This window comes from Mesorhizobium sp. M0751, assembly GCF_040320265.1.
GTDB lineage: Bacteria > Pseudomonadota > Alphaproteobacteria > Rhizobiales > Rhizobiaceae > Mesorhizobium.
Window position 1 is genome coordinate 202,435 of sequence record NZ_JAMYPH010000003.1, and the last position, 15,733, is coordinate 218,167.

The following is a 15,733-nucleotide window of genomic DNA, read 5'->3' on the forward strand; positions in this document are numbered from 1 at the left end:
CCTGTCATGTACACCGCCGGCGAAGAGGAAATCGAAGCCATTGCCAGGGTGATCCGCTCGGGTGCGCTGTTTCGTTACGGCAAGGACAGCGAATGCGACCGCTTCGAGGCCCGCTATGCGCAGCATCTTGGCGTCGAGCATTTCGCGCTGGCCGCCAGCGGCACCTATGGGCTCGCCGCAGGCCTGATCGGGCTCGGCATCGGCCCCGGCGACGAAGTGCTGGTGCCTGCGCACACCTATATGGCGACCGCGACCGCGGTGCTGTCGGTCGGGGCCATTCCCGTTATCGTCGACATCGACGAGAGCCTGACCATCGATCCCATCGCCTTGCGCGAGGCTATCGGGCCGCGCACCAGGGCGGTCATCCCGGTGCATATGTGGGGCGCGGCCTGCAACATGAACGCGATCATGGACATTGCTGCCAAGCGCGGCTTGCTGGTGCTGGAGGATGTCTGCCAGGGCATCGGCGGCGGCTATGAGGGCCGCAAGCTCGGCTCGATCGGCCATGCCGGTGCCTATTCCTTCAACTACTTCAAAAACATGACCTCGGGCGAGGGCGGCGGCATCGCCACCAGCGACCCGAAGGTGGCGGAGCGGGCGCGCTGCGCCATCGACCCTTGCCATTTCTATTGGCAGGGCAGAAGCGACAGCATCAAACCCTTCGCCGGCATCGGCGCGCGTGCTTCCGAACTGATGGGGGCGATGCTCAACGTCCAGCTCGACCGGCTGGACGGCATCATCGAGGCGATGCGGGCCGAGAAGAAGACGGTGCTGGCCGGCACCCGCCACCTTAGCAATCTCGGGCTGACGCCGTCGCCGATGAACAGTCCGGACGACGATTGCGCCGCACAGGTGATGTACCTGCTGCCGAGCGAGCAGGCGTCGCAGACTTTTTCGAAGACCATTCCGAGCGTCGTTGCCGGCAAGACCGGCCGCCATAATTTCACCCAGTGGGACCAGGTGCTGATGCATGAAGGCGCGCATCATCCGGCGCTCAATCCTTACGCACTGCCCGAGAACCAGGGCCTGCGGTTGGATTATTCCGACGACCTCGGCAAGCGCTCGCTCGACATCCTCAACCGCACCGTGATGGTCGCCATGAACCCGGCGCACAGCGATACCGACATTCAGGACATGATCCACAACATCGATGCGGCGGCGCGGGTGGCGCTGGAGAATGCTTCGCTGGATGATGTCGAATTGCGCAGGGCGGCACCGGTTGATCTGCAGAAGTTCGATAGTGTGAACTAGACCAGATCCGGCGCGGTTTGCTACCCTGGGGCCGAGTTCCTTGTCCGGCGGCCGGGCGAGGATTCCGGTCGGCATAACCGGTAATCAAAAAATCGGCAGGCCCGTGTCGGATAGGCCGGGCTCCGCTCGTCCTAGGGGGCATCGATCACCAATACGGAGGAATAACGATATGCCCGGCACCGTACGTCTGCACCGCGTTCTGACAACCAGCCCGGAGAAAGTCTACCGCGCGTTCGTCGAAGCGGATGCACTTGCGAAATGGCTTCCGCCGAACGGCTTCACCTGCACGGTTCATCACTTCGAGGCGAAAGTCGGCGGTACGTTCAAAATGTCCTTCCGCAACTTCACCACCGGCGACAGCCATTCGTTCGGCGGCGAATATGTCGAGCTCGTGCCCAATGAGCAGCTGCGCTACACCGACCGGTTCGACGACCCCAACCTGGCCGGCGAGATCGAGGTGACCGTGACATTGAAGAAAGTGTCGGTCGGCACCGAAGTGAATATCACGCAGGCCGGTATTCCAGACGTCATCCCGGTTGAGGCCTGCTATCTCGGCTGGCAGGAGTCGCTGCGAAATCTGGCGAAGCTCGTCGAACCCGAGATCAACCAGTAAGATAAAGCTGCCCTGGCGGGTTGGCGTCGCTAACCGGAAACCCAGTGATGACGCCGTTCTTCCCACCCAACATGCGCTGGGGCCGGAAACGCGGGATCGGCGAAGCAGCCGACCGCGACGGCGATCCATTCAGGCTTTCGCTCGGGCTCCCAGAAGACGCTCGAGCCGCAGCCCGGGCAGAAATGGAAAGTGACGTGATGGCCGCTCCGAGCCGATCGCCTGTAGGTACTGGCGTTGCCTTCGGCTTCTACCTTGTCGCGCGCGAAGAAGGCCGCGACGCCGTATGTGCTGCCGGTCCGTTTCTGGCAGTCGAGGCAGTGGCATTGCGCGACCAGTCGCGGGTCTCCCTCACAGGAGATCCTCAGTTGCCCGCAGGCACAGGATGCGGTTCTCATGGCAGTCCTCACGGTCAGACGAATGCGTTGCTCCGCCAATTTCGGCGGTTAGCATGCTTCTGGTTTTCGGGGAGATTCGGCCTGTGAGTGGCTCCTTGCGCGAACGCGGCGAAGGACCAGGACCGATGCCGTATTTCTAATCGCCTCGGGCGAATGTTGCAACCGCGGTGAACGAGATGACGCGCTTGCCCTAGCTTCTGTCCAACCTCAGAAACGCGGCGCGCAGGGCAAGCACGGCGCGCAGGATCTGGCGTTCGTCCATTGCCGCATAGCCGAGCAGGAGGCCGTGCTCGGGTTCAGTAGAGTGATAGTTGATGGAGATGCCCTGGACGTCGAGCCCCTCCTTGACGGCGGCGGCAACCACGTCGCTGTCCTTATAGGGCCTGACGAAGGTCGCCAGCAGTTGCATGCCGGAATCGTTTTCCGTGACGGTCAGCCATTCGGCCAGATGCTCCTGGCACAGCTTGACGAAGTTCGCCTGCCGGCGCGCATAGAGCCGGCGCATGCGCTTGAGGTGCGTGGCGAAATAGCCCTGCGTGATGAAGTCGTTGACCGTTGCCTGCAGGATCAGCGGCGCGAATTGGCCGGTGATGCTCACTGCCCGGTCGAACGGCACCGACAGTTCGCGCGGCACGATCAGATAGCCGATGCGCAGCGCCGGGATCAGTGTTTTGCCGAAGCTGCCGATATAGACGACGCGGTCGGCATGATCGAGCCCGCGCAGCGCCGGCACCGGCCGGCCGCGGAACCGGTATTCGCCGTCATAGTCATCCTCGGCGATCCAGGCGCCGTTGCGTTCGGCGATGTCGAGCAGCTGCAACCGCTCCTCGATGCGCATGATGGTGCCGAACGGCCATTGGCAGGATGGCGTCACATAGATCAGCCGCGGCGGCGGCAGCTCCGGATCGGCAAGATGCCAGCCGCGCCGGTCGACCTTCAACGGTGCCAGCCTGGCGCCGCTGGCGAGAAAGGCGCTCTTGGCGCCGAGATAGCCGGGCTCCTCCATCCAGACATGGTCGCCTTCGTCCATCAGCACGCGCGAGACGAGATCGAGCGCTGCCTGCGCGCCGGTGACGATGATCACCTGGTCGGCGGTGCAGCTGATGCCGCGCGACAGGCCGATGGTCGAGGCAATAGCCTGACGCAGGCCGGGGTGGCCGGCAAAGGAGAGATAACCAAGCAGGCTCTCGTCGCGGCTGCGTGCATTGCGCACCAGAAGGCTTGACCAGATGGTGAACGGAAACGATGCCGTTTCGGGGACGCCCGGATGGAAATTGATGACGCCGGCATTGCGTGGCGGTTGCGGGCCGTTGACGATGGTCTGGCCACGCCGCGACAGCTTTTGCGGCGCTGCCAGTCCGGCGCGCAGCGATGCCAGGGGACGGTTCTGCTGGATCGGCGCCACCCAGGTGCCCGATCCGGCACGCGCCTCGATGAAACCTTCGGCAAGGAGCTGGTCATAGGCGGCGATGACCGTGTTGCGCCCGACCTTCAGATCTTCGGCCAGCGAGCGCGTCGACGGCAGCAGCGTGTTCTGCGGGATCTGGCCGTCAAGGATGAAGCGTCGCAACGCGCCGTAGATCTGACGATGCATCGGTTCTTCCGAAGCACGGTCGACCGACATGATGTCGAGGGAAAGGCGCATCTGGTCGGCCACGGCACTATCCCCCGACGAACCGGGCGGCGCGGGCGATCTTTTCCTCGTTGAGCCGGCAGACGGTGTCGAGCACCAGTCGCCTGGTTTCAGGGCGGATCTCGCGGCTGTTCTTCAGCGCGCGATGCACGGTGGCGGCGCCAAGTTCCGCCTTCTCGGCGATCTCCCGGATGGTGCAAAGCCGTTCCATGCCAAGCGCAGCTTCGAAAGCCATGTCGCTCCTCCTCGGTTGCATCAAGGCACGGCTTCCGGCCGGCCTCAAGCTTGAAAGTCGGGGTTTGAAATCCAGAGCCGGGATTCTGCGATCCGCGCCGCACAGGGAGCAAGACGGCGCGGATCGCCGGGCGCTTTCGCGTCGCTAACCCCATCGAGGCGCGCGCCCATCATGTTCCTCCGGCTAGCAATACGGTCCGGTCAGTCTGCCTGTCGCGTCGCCACTTCGAAACCGGCTTCGCGGGCGGTGGCGAGCAACGAGAAATAGCCTTTGCTGGCATAGGTCAGCGGATGCGCCTTGGCCGGATCCTGCTCGGCTTCGACAACGATCCAACCTTCATAGCCGCGCGTCGCGAGGGGTTTCAGCAACGACAGGAAATCGACCGAGCCATCGCCGGGCACGGTAAAAATGCCGTCCATTACCGCCGCCATGAAGCTCATGTCCTCGCGGCGTGCCCGTTCCAGCACCGCCCTGCGAACATCCTTGCAATGGAAATGCACGATGCGGTCGAGATGCCGTTGCAGCAGCGATTGCGGGTCGCCGCCCGAAAACAGGCAATGGCCGGTATCGAACAACAGGCCGACGCTTCGGCCCGTCGCCGTCATCAGCCTGTCGACTTCATCGTCCGTCTCGACAATGGTGCCCATGTGGTGGTGGAAGGCCATGCCGACCCCGAATGCGGCCATGCGGTCGGCGAGTGCGGTCAGTTTCTCGCCATAGGACGGCCAGTCGCTGTCGGCGAGGCGCGGACGCTCGGAGATCGGTGCGAAAATGCCGTCATGGCGACCGCGAGAGGTGTCGGCGTAGACGACGATCCTGGCGCCAAGGTCGCGCAACAGCTGCAGATGTGGGGTAATCGCCGCGAATTCCTCGTAGACCGTGCGGTCGAGAATGCGGCCATCATACCAGCCGGAGACGAGTTCCAGGCCATAGGAAGACAGGAGCGGCCCAAGCACTTCAGCCTGGCGCGGAAATTTGCCGCCGAGCTCGGTGCCGCGGTAGCCGGCCTGCGCGGTTTCCGACAGGCAGGTCTCCAAGGGCGTATCGCCGCCAAGCGCCGGAACGTCGTCATTGCTCCAGGTGATGGGATTGATGCCGATCTTGACCGTCATGACGCCAGGCTTTTGCAGGCTTGGGAATACAAGCCGAGCCTGCAAACTGGCGACAAAGAGGCCCTGTCACTAGGTCCAGTTCAGCCGAATTTGGCAGAACCAATGTTAACCCTAGTCCTCTTTGGGGCGCCCGAAGAGGGCACGCAGCTCGTCCTTTGCGTCCTCCAGCACTTTCTTCTGCGCCGCCGGCAGGTTCTTGCCGGCGCGGTTGATGTAGAAATTCAGCATCGACATGGCGGATTGAAACGGCCCTGCCTTGCGTCGATCGCTGTGCTCGGCCGATCGCTTCAAAGAGGCGGCAATCTTTTTGGGATCGTGGGATTCGAAGATGTGTTCCTCGAGGTCCAGCGCGTCGCTATGCTCGGTGACGTCGGCGGACCATTTCCGTTGAGCGGTCATGGCAAACTCCTTCCACTAGGTCGTTGCCGGGAAAACGCCTTGTGGCGCACCCCTGTTCCACCTCGGCCCGAATCCCTGGAGCCACGGATTTGCCTGTCGTGGCGCTGCTCGGCGATGCGAATGCGCCGATAGTGGTCAGAACCGCCGATTCAAGAACTGCGGACAGGAAACGCTCTTGACCCCAATCGTCTCAAGCCAGGCAGGAAGTTCCGGCATCGACAGTGCCTATGCCTGGATACGGCTGGGCATCTCGATGCTGCTGGCAACGATCGGCGGGGTCGGCATGTGGGCGGTGGTCGTGGTGCTGCCCGCCGTGCAGGCAGAATTCGGCGTTGATCGCGCCGCTGCCTCGATGCCCTACACCGCGACCATGGTCGGCTTTGCCGCCGGCAATGTGCTGTTCGGCCGCGCCATCGACCGCATGGGGTATTGGATCCCGGCACTGATTGCCGCGATCGCGCTTGGCGCCGGCTTCCTGCTGGCGTCGCTTACCAGTTCTATCCTGCAGTTCACCCTCGTCCAGGGCCTGTTGATCGGCGTCGGCTCGTCGGCGATCTTCGGCCCTTTGATCGCCGACATCTCGCACTGGTTCAACCGGCGCCGCGGTGTCGCGGTGACGGCTGCCGCGTCCGGCAACTATCTCGCCGGAGCGATCTGGCCGACGGCGATGCCCTATGTCATGCAGACCGAAGGCTGGCGCTTCACCTATGCCGCGATCGGCCTCGTCTGCCTGGTCACCATGGTGCCCTTGATCCTGCTGCTCAGGCGCGGCGCACCGCCCCAGGCGGCTCCGGGATCGCCGGGCAGCCGCGTGGTCCAGCCGATCTCGCTGTCGCCGGCGGCCTTGCAGGCGCTGCTCATCGTCGCCGGGCTCGGCTGCTGCGTGGCGATGTCGATGCCGCAAGTCCATATCGTCGCCTATTGCATGGATCTCGGCTACGGCGTGGCGCATGGCGCCGATATGCTGTCGATCATGCTGGCCGCGGGCGTTGTCAGCCGGCTTGGCTCGGGCTTCCTTGCCGATCGCATCGGCGGCGTGAAAACCCTGCTGATCGGCTCGGTGCTGCAATGCCTGTCGCTGTTGTTTTATATCCCGTTCGACGGGCTTGCATCGCTTTATGTCGTCTCGCTGGTCTTCGGCCTGTCGCAGGGCGGCATCGTGCCCTGTTATGCGATCATCGTGCGCGAATATATGCCAGCCAAGGAGGCTGGCCAGCGCGTCGGCATCGTCATGATGGCGACCATCTTCGGCATGGCTATCGGTGGCTGGATGTCGGGCTGGATCTACGATTTGACCGGTTCCTATGCCGCCGCGTTCCTCAACGGCATTGCCTGGAACCTGCTGAATATTTTGGCCATGGTGCTGCTGCTGTGGAAGGCCCGGCGCAGCGCTGCCGTGACGGCCTGAAGCACGGCGGTACGGATACGGTCTCTCCGGCCGTCGCTTGACAATAGCCGAAGGCTGCGCGACGCCAGACAAGGGTGTGGCAACGGGCCAGGTTGGCATGGCAGCAGCAGTGGCAAAAACGCTGAACATCGTCTCACGGTCGCGTCCGGGCGGTTGCCCGGCTTTGGGACCAATACGGTGATCAAGCCGCGCTCACGCCGCGGCGGCGGCCGCCCGACCATCGCCGATGTCGCCCGCAAGGCCGGCGTCGGCGCCATTACCGTATCGCGTGCCTTGCGTGAGCCGGGACGTGTCTCAGAAGATCTGCGCCGCCAGATCGAGTCCGCCGTGAACGAGCTCGGCTATGTGCCCGACCCGAATGCGCGGGCGCTGGCTTCGGCGCGCGCCGAGGTCTTTGGCGTCCTGGTGCCCTCGCTTACCAACAACGTCTTTGCCGAAGTGGTGCGTGGCATCTACGACAGCCTGTCGGACGGCCCTTTCCGCATCCAACTCGGCAACACTCACTATTCCGGCCTCGAGGAAGAGCGGCTGCTGCAGGTGTTTGGCCCGCAACGCCCGGCGGCGCTGATCGTGGCCGGCATCGACCAGACTCCGGCGTCGCGAAAACTGCTGGAAACGGCAGGCTGTCCGGTGGTGCAGGTGATGGAGACCGGGCCAGATCCGGTCGACATGATGGTCGGGTTCTCACATTTCGAGGGCGGCAAGGCGGCTGCGGAACATCTGATCGAGGCAGGCTATCGCCGGATCGGTTTCATCGGTGCGCGCATGGATCCGCGTTCGCAGCGGCGCCTGGCCGGCTATCGCGCAGCGATGGAGGCGGCCGGGCTGTTCGATGCGCGGCTCACCACCACGACGCCGGTGCCCTCCAGCGTCACCCTCGGCCGCGAATTGTTCCGCGACGCGCTGGCCAAGGTGCCGAGCCTCGACGGGGTGTTCTGCAACAATGACGATATCGCCCTCGGCGTGCTGTTCGAATGCCATCGCGCTTCGATCGCGGTTCCGAAGACGGTCGGCATCGTCGGCTTCAATGATCTCGACATGATGGAGGTAGCTTTCCCGTCGGTCACCAGCGTCCGGACCTATCGTTACGAGATCGGCCGGCGGGCTGTCGCCATGGCGCTTGCGGCGATCGAGGGCAGCAGGCCGGAGCAGCGGGTCGTCGACCTTGGCTTCGAACTCAAGCGACGTGAAAGCACGGCGCGCTGAAGCGAGCTTCAACGCAATGGCGCTTTACACTACGTCATGGTAGCGCTACCAGTTGTCGCCGGGCGGAACGTCGCCCCGAAGATGGTAGGCTGTTTATTATACATAAGCGACAGCTCACGCTTGTTTATTATGTATAATATGATAGTTTTTGCGGGACTAGCCGGAGCAACAAGGGAGGGGATCGGGTCGGCATTCGGCCACCTGAACGCGCAACGGGTACGGCGGGAGGTGCCGGGCCGGAAACGCGAAAATTCATCGGCGTAAGAACAAACAAAACTGCAACTGGGAGGAATATCGATGATCAAGTCACTCGTTGGCGGTATCGTTGCCGCCACTGCTTTCGTCATGCTGAGCTCGTCGGCGATCGCCGAACCTGAAATCGTCAAGGGGCCATCGGCCGAGCCTGACTGCTTCGCGCCCTGGTCGGCCGATACGCAGTTCTTCAAGTTTCCCAAGAAAGACGGCCCGTACCGCATCGCTCTGGCCAACGGCTACATCGCCAACACTTGGCGCATCCAGATGGTGCAGACGGCAAAGGCCTATGCAGCGCAGCCGGAGGTCGCGGCCAAGCTCAAGGAATTCAAGGTGGTCTCGACCGGCGAAGACGTGCCGGCCCAGATTTCGGCAATCAACAATTTCATCGATTCCGGCTATGACGCGATCGTCGTCAACGCCCAGAACCCGACCGCATTCGGCCCTGTCATCAAGCGGGCCAAGGAAGCCGGCGTGGTGCTGGTCGCCTTCGACAACATCCTCGACACCAAGGATGCCATCAACGTCAATGTCGACCAGAAAGGCCTTGGCGAATTGTGGGGCAACTGGCTGGTCAAGCACATACCGAACGGTGGCAAGGTGCTGGAAGTGCGCGGCGTCGCCGGCACGTCCGTCGACACCGATCGCCATAGCGGCATCCACGAGGTTCTCGACGCTTCCGGCAAGAAATGGGATGTCACCGAGGTCGTCGGCAAGTGGGATGACGGCGTTGCGCAAAAGGCTACGGCCGATGCCATTGCTACCAACGGCCCCTTCGACGGCATTACCGGACAGGGCGGCGATACCGGCATCGTGCAGGCGATGATCGATGCCAAGCATCCGTTTGTGCCGTTCGGCGGCGAGACGGAGAATGGCTTCCGAAAATTCTGCGCCAAGTTCGCCGCTGACGGGCTGAAATGCTCGTCGGCCGGCACCGGCCCGGCTCAGGTCGCGGTTGCCATCAAGACGGCGATTGCAGCACTTGAAGGCCAGGTCGTGCCGCAAGCGGTCAAGCTGCCGCTGGCGATCGTCGAGGATCCGAACTTCAAGGCAGGCCAGGATTTCTTCCCCGACCAATCCGACAATTTCTTCGTCGGCAATTCCTTCCCGACCTGCGGCATCAATTTCACGGCGCAGGAAATCATGGGCCAGAGCAAGGAAAACCAGTAAACTCCAACAGCCCGACGCCGCGGGAAATCCCGCGGCGTCGGCGCTCGACATCCTGATTGCCAAGCGCCTGGGGAGGGCCGATGGACGGTGCGGTTCCGCTCTTCCGGATGGAAGGCATATCCAAGCGCTATGGCGGCGTGCGGGCGCTGGAGAAGGCTGAACTGTCGGTCACTCCAGGCAGCATCCACGCCATTCTCGGCGAGAACGGCGCCGGCAAATCGACGCTGATCAAGGTCATGGCGGGCGTTGTCGCGCCCGACGAGGGCCGCATGATGCTGGACGGAAACGAAGTGAGCTTCGCTTCGCCGGCCGCTGCCAACCAGGCCGGCATCGTCTGCATCTTCCAGGAACTGTCGCTCGTCCCCGAACTCAGTGTTGCCGACAACATCGTCATTTCCGATCCGCCGAAGCGTTTCGGCATGATCGACCGCAAGGCGCAGCGCCGCATCGCCGAAGAAGCCCTTGCTCGCGCCGGCGCCTCCGATATCCATCCGCTGGCGCTGGTCAAGGATCTTCCACTTTCGAGAAGGCAGATGGTCGAGATCGCCAAGGCGCTGGCGCGCAAGCCACGCATCCTGATCCTCGACGAGGCGACCTCGGCGCTGACCGCGGCTGACGTCGCCAGGGTTTTCGCCGTGTTGAAGCGGCTGCGTTCGGAAGGGCTGGCGCTCCTCTACATATCGCACCGCATGAACGAGATCGCCGAGCTGGCCGACCAGTGCACGGTATTCCGCAATGGCCGCAATGTCGCCAGCTATGCGGCCGGCACCAAGAGCGACAACGAGGTCGTCGAACTGATGATCGGGCGCGAGTACAGCCACATTTTTCCGCCCAAGCCCGCGCGGGCGGCTGCTGCAGCCACGCCGGTTCTGGAGGCGCGCAGCCTGTCCTGGACGGATCGGCTGCACGATGTCTCGCTGTCGGTCGGGGCGGGCGAGGTGGTCGGCCTCGGCGGCCTCGATGGCCAGGGCCAGCGCGAATTGCTGCTCGCCTTCTTCGGTGTGCTGCGCGGCCTGTCGGGCCAGATCCTGATCGACGGCAGGCCGGTGGCGATCGCCAGTCCGGCCGCGGCGCGTGACGACCGGATCGGCATGGCGCTGATCCCGGAGGATCGCAAGACGGAAGGGTTGATGCTGCCGATGACGGTGCGCGAAAACCTCTCCTTCGCCGCCCTCGACCGGCTGTCCAGGGCCGGCATCATCGATCGCGCCGCCGAGCAGCGGCTGATCGACGACATGGTCGGTCTTCTGGCGATCAAGACGGCCGGCCTCGACATTCCGGTCGGCGCGCTGTCCGGCGGCAACCAGCAGAAAGTCGTCATCGCCAAATGGCTGATGCGGCAGCCGCGCATCATCCTGCTCAACGATCCGACGCGCGGCATCGATGTCGGCACCAAGCAGGAGCTTTACCAGTTGATGCGCAAGCTTGCCGACCAGGGTGCGGCGATCCTGTTCTATTCGACCGACTATGACGAGCTGATCGGCTGCTGCGACCGGGTGCTGGTGCTCTATGACGGTGCGGTCAAGCGCGAATTGGTCGGCGCCGAAATCACCGAGCGGGCGCTGATCGCCAGCGCGCTCAACATTCACGAAGAGATGCCAAGGCAAGGAGCGGACGCGTGAAGGATTGGCGCTACTGGCTTGCCGAACAGCGCGGAACGCTGCTGGCGTTCGGCATCTTCGTCGTCATGTTCGTCATCTACACCTCGAACCATCCGGCGGGTTTCACCGCCAACGTCGTACAGACGGCCTCGAACAAGGGCGTGCTGCTCGCCTTCGTCGCCATGGCGCAGACGCTGGTGGTGATCACCGCCGGCATCGATCTTTCGGTCGGCATGATCTTCACGCTGACCAACTGCCTGGCGTCGTGGCTGGTCGTCGGCACCGGCATCGAGACCGCCTTCGGCGTCATCGCCGTGCTCGGCACCGGGCTGCTGTGCGGGGCAATCAACGGCGCCATCGTCATCTATGGACGCCTGCAGCCGATCGTCGCCACCATCGCCACCGGCGCGGTCTATTTCGGCATCGCGCTGCTGCTTCGGCCGTTTCCGGGCGGCTCGGTCAATGAAGGGCTCGCCGATGCGCTGACCGGGCGCCTGTTTGGTTTTGTGCCGGCGAGCCTGGTGACGCTGCTGGCGGTCGTGCTCGTTGTCTGGGTGCCGTTCAGCCGCTCGGTGCTCGGCCGGGCCGCCTATGCAGCCGGCTCCTCGGAGATGGCGGCCTACATGTCCGGCGTGCCGATCCGGCGTGGAAAGTTCGCCGCCTATGCGCTTGCCGGGCTGCTTGCAGCGATCGGCGGGCTGTTCCTGACGTTCTTCACCTATACCGGCGATGCGGCCTATGCCAGCGGCAACGCCTATACGCTGTTTTCGATTGCCGCGGTCGTGCTCGGCGGCGTGTCGCTGTTCGGCGGCAAGGGCAGCGCCATCGGCGCGATCTTCGGCGCGCTTGCCTTCCGCACCATCGGCGACCTGCTGTTCGTCTTCGATTTCGATCCGCTCTGGCAGCCCCTGTTCCAGGGCGTCATCCTGCTGATCGCGGTCAGCCTCGGCGCCTTCGCCCTGTTTCGGGTCCGCAACCGGCTGGAGTGGTTCCTGTGAGCGAAACGACTGTGAGCGGTCTCGCCGGCCGCATGCCGAAATTCCTCCGCCGCGCCGATCCGGCGGTGCTGACGGCGTTCGCCTGTATCGTGCTGCTGCTGTTCCTCGGCAGCCTCTATTCGCGCAGCTTCCTGTCGCCTGAATACCTTTTGCAGCAGCTCAAGGTGGCGTCGTTTCTCGGCGTCATCGCCACCGGCATGATGCTGGTCATCCTGCTCGGCCAGATCGACCTGTCGGTTCCCTGGTCGGTGGCGGCCGGCGCCATGATGGCCTGCGCTGCGGCCGCATACGGTCCCGTTGGCGTGGCGCTTGCCATTCCGTTCGGCATCTTCTGCGGCGTCCTGATCGGCATCGTCAACGGCATCGGCGTAGCCTATCTGCGCATTCCCTCGATGATCATCACGCTTGCCACCAACGCCGTCGCGCAGGGGCTGATGGTGGTCTATACGGGCGGTTTCTCGCCGCAGGATTCCGCGACCGGTGCGATGCGCTATGTGGCGACCGGCTTTGCCGTTCCTGGCGTGCCCAATGCGGTCCTCATCTGGGCGCTGATCGGCGCCGCAATGGTGTTCGTGCTGACCCGCACTGGCTTCGGCCGCACCGTTTACGGTATCGGCAATCGCGAGCGTGCCGCCTATCTTTCCGGCATCGATACAAGGCGGGTGGTGATGATCGCCTTTGCGGTTTCGGGCGGGCTCTCCGCCTTCGGCGGCGTGCTGTTGGCCGGCTATGCCTCCAAGGCGGCACAATCGATGGGCGATGCCTATCTGCTGCCGTCGATCGCCGCGGTGGTGCTCGGCGGCACCTCGATCCTCGGCGGGCGCGGCTCCTATCTCGGCACCGTCGCCGGCGTGATCCTGATCACGCTTTTGCAATCCATTCTCTCTGTCATGCAGATGCCGGAGGCGGGACGGCAGATCATCTACGGCGTCGTCATCGTCGCCATGCTGCTGCTCTATGGCCGCGCGCCGGCAAGCCGCTGACCTGCATGACCGGGAAAGACGTGGCATATAAGCCGGCGAGCACTGGACGAGCGACATCCGCCATCGTGGTGATGGGCGTCGCCGGCTGCGGCAAGTCGGTCGTCGGCGAAGCGCTTGCAGCGGCATCGGGCGCCGTCTTTATCGAAGGCGACAGGCTGCATCCGCCCGAAAACGTCGCGCGCATGGCGAGCGGGCAGCCGCTCACCGACGCGCTGCGCGAGGGCTGGCTCGACGCGATCGGCCAGCGCATGGCAGCATCGGTCGCAAGCGGGCAAGGTGTGGTCGCCGCCTGCTCGGCGTTGAAGCGCAGCTATCGCGATCGCCTGCGCGGCTTTTGCCCGGATATCGTTTTCGTTTACCTGGAGATCGACCCGGCAACGGCAAAAAAGCGCGTCGGCGATCGCAAGGGTCATTTCATGCCGGCAAGCCTGGTCGACAGCCAGTTCGCCACGCTCGAGCCGCCAGCGGCGGACGAGGCGGCGATAACCTTGGATGGCACGCGTCCGGTCGCCGACACCGTCGCGACCGCCTTGAGCCTGCTCGCGCGCTAGATTTGCGACGTCAGTTCGACTGGGAAATCGTCATTGTCGGCGTCGCGCATGGCCGCGAGGCTGCGGTTGTCGAGCACCTCGGCGATTGCCTGACGGACCTCCAGCATCATATGCCGGACTTGGCAGGTCGCCTCGTCGCAATCCTCGCAGCGCTGGTATTGCGTGCGGCTGGCGCAGGGGATCGGCGCCAGCGGCCCGTCGAGGACGCGCACGACATGGCCGATCTTGATCTCGGAAGCCGGCCGGGCGAGACGATAGCCGCCTTCCTTACCCTTGCGGCTCTGGACGAATCCTGCGTTGCGCAACTCGCCCAGGATGGCATCCAGAAATTTCTTGGGGATGTTGTTGGCGACCGCAATGTCGTTGACGAATGCAAGCTGGCCGACCGGCAGGCCCGACAGATGCACGAGGGCCTTGAGGCCGTATTTGCCTTTTTTGGTAAGCATGCCCGAACCAACCCATAAAGCCCCAACCACCCGCATCTGGCGGCTGTTTGTGTGCAAATAATGACGGTTTGGCCGTGCGATGCCGTTCGCGCAGACAGGCCCGTCCGACGACATATTGCGCGCAAACGCGTTGATTCTTCGTAACGTTTTGGCGGGCGGGCGGTCCGGAATGTGCGGAAGCTGCAATTTCGGCGGGCAAAAAATGGAGAGAAAGCCGGCAAGCGCCGGCTTTCAATCAGTTCGCGAGGTTGGCGACGTCAGCGGCTGCCGTAAGTCTGGTCGAGCAGGCCGCCCGCTGCAAAATGCTCGGCCTGGACCTTGGCCCAGCCGCCGAAGACGTCATCCACCGTCAGCAGGCGGACATCGGGAAACTCAGCCTTGTATCTGGCGGCGACGGCCGGGTCGCGGGCCCGCAGGCCGTTGCGGGCTGCGATGTCCTGGCCCTCCGGCGCATAGAGGAAGTCGAGATAGGTCTTGGCGAGATCGCGTGTGCCGTGCTCGTCGGCGACCGTGTCGACGATCGCCACCGGAAATTCCGCCAACAGGCTGACCGAAGGCGTCACCTGCTCGAATTTGTCCTCGCCATACTCCTTGCGGACGCCGCGCGTTTCCGACTCGAAGGTGATGAGCACGTCGCCGATCTCGCGCTGCACGAAAGTGGTGGTCGCGGCGCGCCCGCCGCTGTCGAACACCGGCACGTTGTTAAACAGCTTTGTCACGAACTCCTTCACCTTGGCATCGTCGCCCTTGAAGGCTTCCTTGGCGTAGGCGGTGGCCGCGAGATAGGTGTAGCGCGCATTGCCCGATGTTTTCGGATTGGGGAAGATCACCTGGACGTCGTCGCGCACGAGATCGTTCCAATCCTTGATGTGCTTCGGATTACCGGCGCGCACCAGGAAGGAGGGCAGCGAATAGAAAGGCGAGGCGTTGTCCGGAAAGTCCTTCTGCCAGTCGGCGGAGATAAGGCCTTTCTTGACCAGGAAGTCGATGTCGATGACCTGGTTGAAGGTGACCACGTCGGCGCCGAGGCCTTCGGCAATGGCGCGTGCCTGCGCCGACGTCCCGGCATGCGACTGATCGATGGCGACGCCTGGGTGCGCGGCGACGAATGCCTTGTTGATCTGCGCAAACAGTTCGCGGCCGACATCGTAAGAGGCGTTCAGCAGTTTGTCGGCCGACCAGGCTTGGGAGGATGCGAGGAACAGGCCGGCCAACGTGGCGACGCCAAGCAAAAATCGCTTCATAAAACAGGGCTCCAATGCCGTGCGCTTAATGCCGGACCATAGCGGCAAGACATTGTGCGCGACGAGGGACGCGGAGCGGCCGCTCCACGTTGTCGATAGAAGAAATATTCCCGCTGTGGGCGATTTCTAGTTTTTTCTTTCAAGCAGAGTCTCAGGACAGCTTGGCGGCGGTGCCGATGCCGTCGGCCTGCACGATGGTTCCCGGCCGGCCAACGCGGTGCAAGGCAATTGCATCG

16 protein-coding genes are annotated in these 15,733 nt (G+C 63.7%); 9 read left to right on the plus strand and 7 right to left on the minus strand.

Annotation, left to right across the window (positions count from 1 at the left end):
* Positions 1 to 6: 6 nt before the first annotated feature.
* Together NKI19_RS06335 and NKI19_RS06340 are read left to right on the plus strand one after the other, a co-directional pair.
* Positions 7 to 1,251 carry a DegT/DnrJ/EryC1/StrS family aminotransferase gene (locus tag NKI19_RS06335; RefSeq protein ID WP_352564343.1) on the plus strand — a complete coding sequence of 415 codons (1,245 nt, stop codon included), beginning with the start codon at positions 7 to 9 and terminating at the stop codon, positions 1,249 to 1,251.
* Between the two features lie 169 nt (positions 1,252 to 1,420).
* Entirely contained in the window at positions 1,421 to 1,864 is a 444-nt protein-coding gene (locus NKI19_RS06340) for an SRPBCC family protein (protein WP_352564345.1), read from the plus strand.
* 29 nt (positions 1,865 to 1,893) lie between these two features.
* On the opposite strand, the gene NKI19_RS06345 is transcribed toward NKI19_RS06340, so the two are convergent.
* The 5 genes from NKI19_RS06345 to NKI19_RS06365 form a co-directional block, all read right to left on the minus strand.
* Positions 1,894 to 2,259, minus strand: coding sequence for a GFA family protein (locus NKI19_RS06345; protein ID WP_352564346.1), 366 nt, complete (start codon positions 2,257 to 2,259; stop codon positions 1,894 to 1,896).
* A 190-nt stretch (positions 2,260 to 2,449) separates the two neighbouring features.
* The gene (gene mocR, locus NKI19_RS06350) at positions 2,450 to 3,916 is read right to left on the minus strand and encodes a rhizopine catabolism transcriptional regulator MocR (protein WP_352564348.1); all 1,467 of its coding nucleotides are present in this window, start codon (positions 3,914 to 3,916) and stop codon (positions 2,450 to 2,452) included.
* A gap of 4 nt (positions 3,917 to 3,920) precedes the next feature.
* Positions 3,921 to 4,127 carry a LacI family DNA-binding transcriptional regulator gene (locus NKI19_RS06355; protein ID WP_352453276.1) on the minus strand — a complete coding sequence of 69 codons (207 nt, stop codon included), beginning with the start codon at positions 4,125 to 4,127 and terminating at the stop codon, positions 3,921 to 3,923.
* A 200-nt stretch (positions 4,128 to 4,327) separates the two neighbouring features.
* Positions 4,328 to 5,239, minus strand: coding sequence for a myo-inosose-2 dehydratase (gene iolE / locus NKI19_RS06360; protein WP_352564350.1), 912 nt, complete (start codon positions 5,237 to 5,239; stop codon positions 4,328 to 4,330).
* Between the two features lie 111 nt (positions 5,240 to 5,350).
* The gene (locus NKI19_RS06365; protein WP_023675825.1) at positions 5,351 to 5,638 is read right to left on the minus strand and encodes a DUF3175 domain-containing protein; all 288 of its coding nucleotides are present in this window, start codon (positions 5,636 to 5,638) and stop codon (positions 5,351 to 5,353) included.
* A 175-nt stretch (positions 5,639 to 5,813) separates the two neighbouring features.
* On the opposite strand from NKI19_RS06365, the gene NKI19_RS06370 reads away from it, so the two are divergent.
* From NKI19_RS06370 to NKI19_RS06400, 7 genes are all read left to right on the plus strand, one after another.
* Entirely contained in the window at positions 5,814 to 7,046 is a 1,233-nt protein-coding gene (locus tag NKI19_RS06370; protein WP_352564351.1) for an MFS transporter, read from the plus strand.
* Positions 7,047 to 7,223: 177 nt separating this feature from the next.
* Complete coding sequence (gene gntR, locus NKI19_RS06375) at positions 7,224 to 8,252, plus strand: HTH-type transcriptional regulator GntR (protein WP_352564353.1); 1,029 nt, start codon at positions 7,224 to 7,226, stop codon at positions 8,250 to 8,252.
* 297 nt (positions 8,253 to 8,549) lie between these two features.
* Positions 8,550 to 9,674: a sugar ABC transporter substrate-binding protein gene (locus tag NKI19_RS06380; protein WP_352564355.1), complete on the plus strand. Its 1,125-nt coding sequence runs from the start codon at positions 8,550 to 8,552 to the stop codon at positions 9,672 to 9,674.
* Between the two features lie 80 nt (positions 9,675 to 9,754).
* On the plus strand, positions 9,755 to 11,296 hold the full coding sequence (locus NKI19_RS06385; RefSeq protein WP_352564357.1) for a sugar ABC transporter ATP-binding protein: 1,542 nt from the start codon (positions 9,755 to 9,757) through the stop codon (positions 11,294 to 11,296).
* Positions 11,293 to 12,273, plus strand: a complete 981-nt coding sequence (locus NKI19_RS06390; protein WP_352564358.1) for an ABC transporter permease — start codon at positions 11,293 to 11,295, stop codon at positions 12,271 to 12,273. Before NKI19_RS06385 ends, NKI19_RS06390 begins: the two co-directional genes overlap by 4 nt.
* Positions 12,270 to 13,256 carry an ABC transporter permease gene (locus tag NKI19_RS06395; protein WP_352564360.1) on the plus strand — a complete coding sequence of 329 codons (987 nt, stop codon included), beginning with the start codon at positions 12,270 to 12,272 and terminating at the stop codon, positions 13,254 to 13,256. The genes NKI19_RS06390 and NKI19_RS06395 overlap by 4 nt, the downstream gene beginning before the upstream one ends.
* A gap of 5 nt (positions 13,257 to 13,261) precedes the next feature.
* Positions 13,262 to 13,807 carry a gluconokinase gene (locus NKI19_RS06400; RefSeq protein ID WP_352564362.1) on the plus strand — a complete coding sequence of 182 codons (546 nt, stop codon included), beginning with the start codon at positions 13,262 to 13,264 and terminating at the stop codon, positions 13,805 to 13,807.
* On the opposite strand, the gene NKI19_RS06405 is transcribed toward NKI19_RS06400, so the two are convergent.
* Positions 13,804 to 14,253 (minus strand): RrF2 family transcriptional regulator, encoded by a 450-nt coding sequence (locus tag NKI19_RS06405; protein WP_006202816.1) that lies wholly within the window; start codon positions 14,251 to 14,253, stop codon positions 13,804 to 13,806. The genes NKI19_RS06400 and NKI19_RS06405 overlap by 4 nt on opposite strands.
* A gap of 257 nt (positions 14,254 to 14,510) precedes the next feature.
* On the minus strand, positions 14,511 to 15,497 hold the full coding sequence (locus NKI19_RS06410; RefSeq protein WP_352564363.1) for a sulfate ABC transporter substrate-binding protein: 987 nt from the start codon (positions 15,495 to 15,497) through the stop codon (positions 14,511 to 14,513).
* Positions 15,498 to 15,733: the final 236 nt, after the last annotated feature.

Excerpts from the sequence above, each read along its gene's own strand:
- NKI19_RS06385 (WP_352564357.1), top strand. The coding sequence starts at position 9,755 with ATGGACGGTGCGGTTCCGCTCTTCCGGATGGAAGGCATATCCAAGCGC.
- NKI19_RS06355 (WP_352453276.1), bottom strand. The coding sequence starts at position 4,127 with ATGGCTTTCGAAGCTGCGCTTGGCATGGAACGGCTTTGCACCATCCGG.
- NKI19_RS06380 (WP_352564355.1), top strand. The coding sequence starts at position 8,550 with ATGATCAAGTCACTCGTTGGCGGTATCGTTGCCGCCACTGCTTTCGTC.
- NKI19_RS06335 (WP_352564343.1), top strand. The coding sequence starts at position 7 with ATGTACACCGCCGGCGAAGAGGAAATCGAAGCCATTGCCAGGGTGATC.
- NKI19_RS06405 (WP_006202816.1), bottom strand. The coding sequence starts at position 14,253 with ATGCTTACCAAAAAAGGCAAATACGGCCTCAAGGCCCTCGTGCATCTG.
- NKI19_RS06365 (WP_023675825.1), bottom strand. The coding sequence starts at position 5,638 with ATGACCGCTCAACGGAAATGGTCCGCCGACGTCACCGAGCATAGCGAC.
- NKI19_RS06345 (WP_352564346.1), bottom strand. The coding sequence starts at position 2,259 with ATGAGAACCGCATCCTGTGCCTGCGGGCAACTGAGGATCTCCTGTGAG.
- iolE (WP_352564350.1), bottom strand. The coding sequence starts at position 5,239 with ATGACGGTCAAGATCGGCATCAATCCCATCACCTGGAGCAATGACGAC.
- NKI19_RS06410 (WP_352564363.1), bottom strand. The coding sequence starts at position 15,497 with ATGAAGCGATTTTTGCTTGGCGTCGCCACGTTGGCCGGCCTGTTCCTC.
- NKI19_RS06340 (WP_352564345.1), top strand. The coding sequence starts at position 1,421 with ATGCCCGGCACCGTACGTCTGCACCGCGTTCTGACAACCAGCCCGGAG.
- NKI19_RS06400 (WP_352564362.1), top strand. The coding sequence starts at position 13,262 with ATGACCGGGAAAGACGTGGCATATAAGCCGGCGAGCACTGGACGAGCG.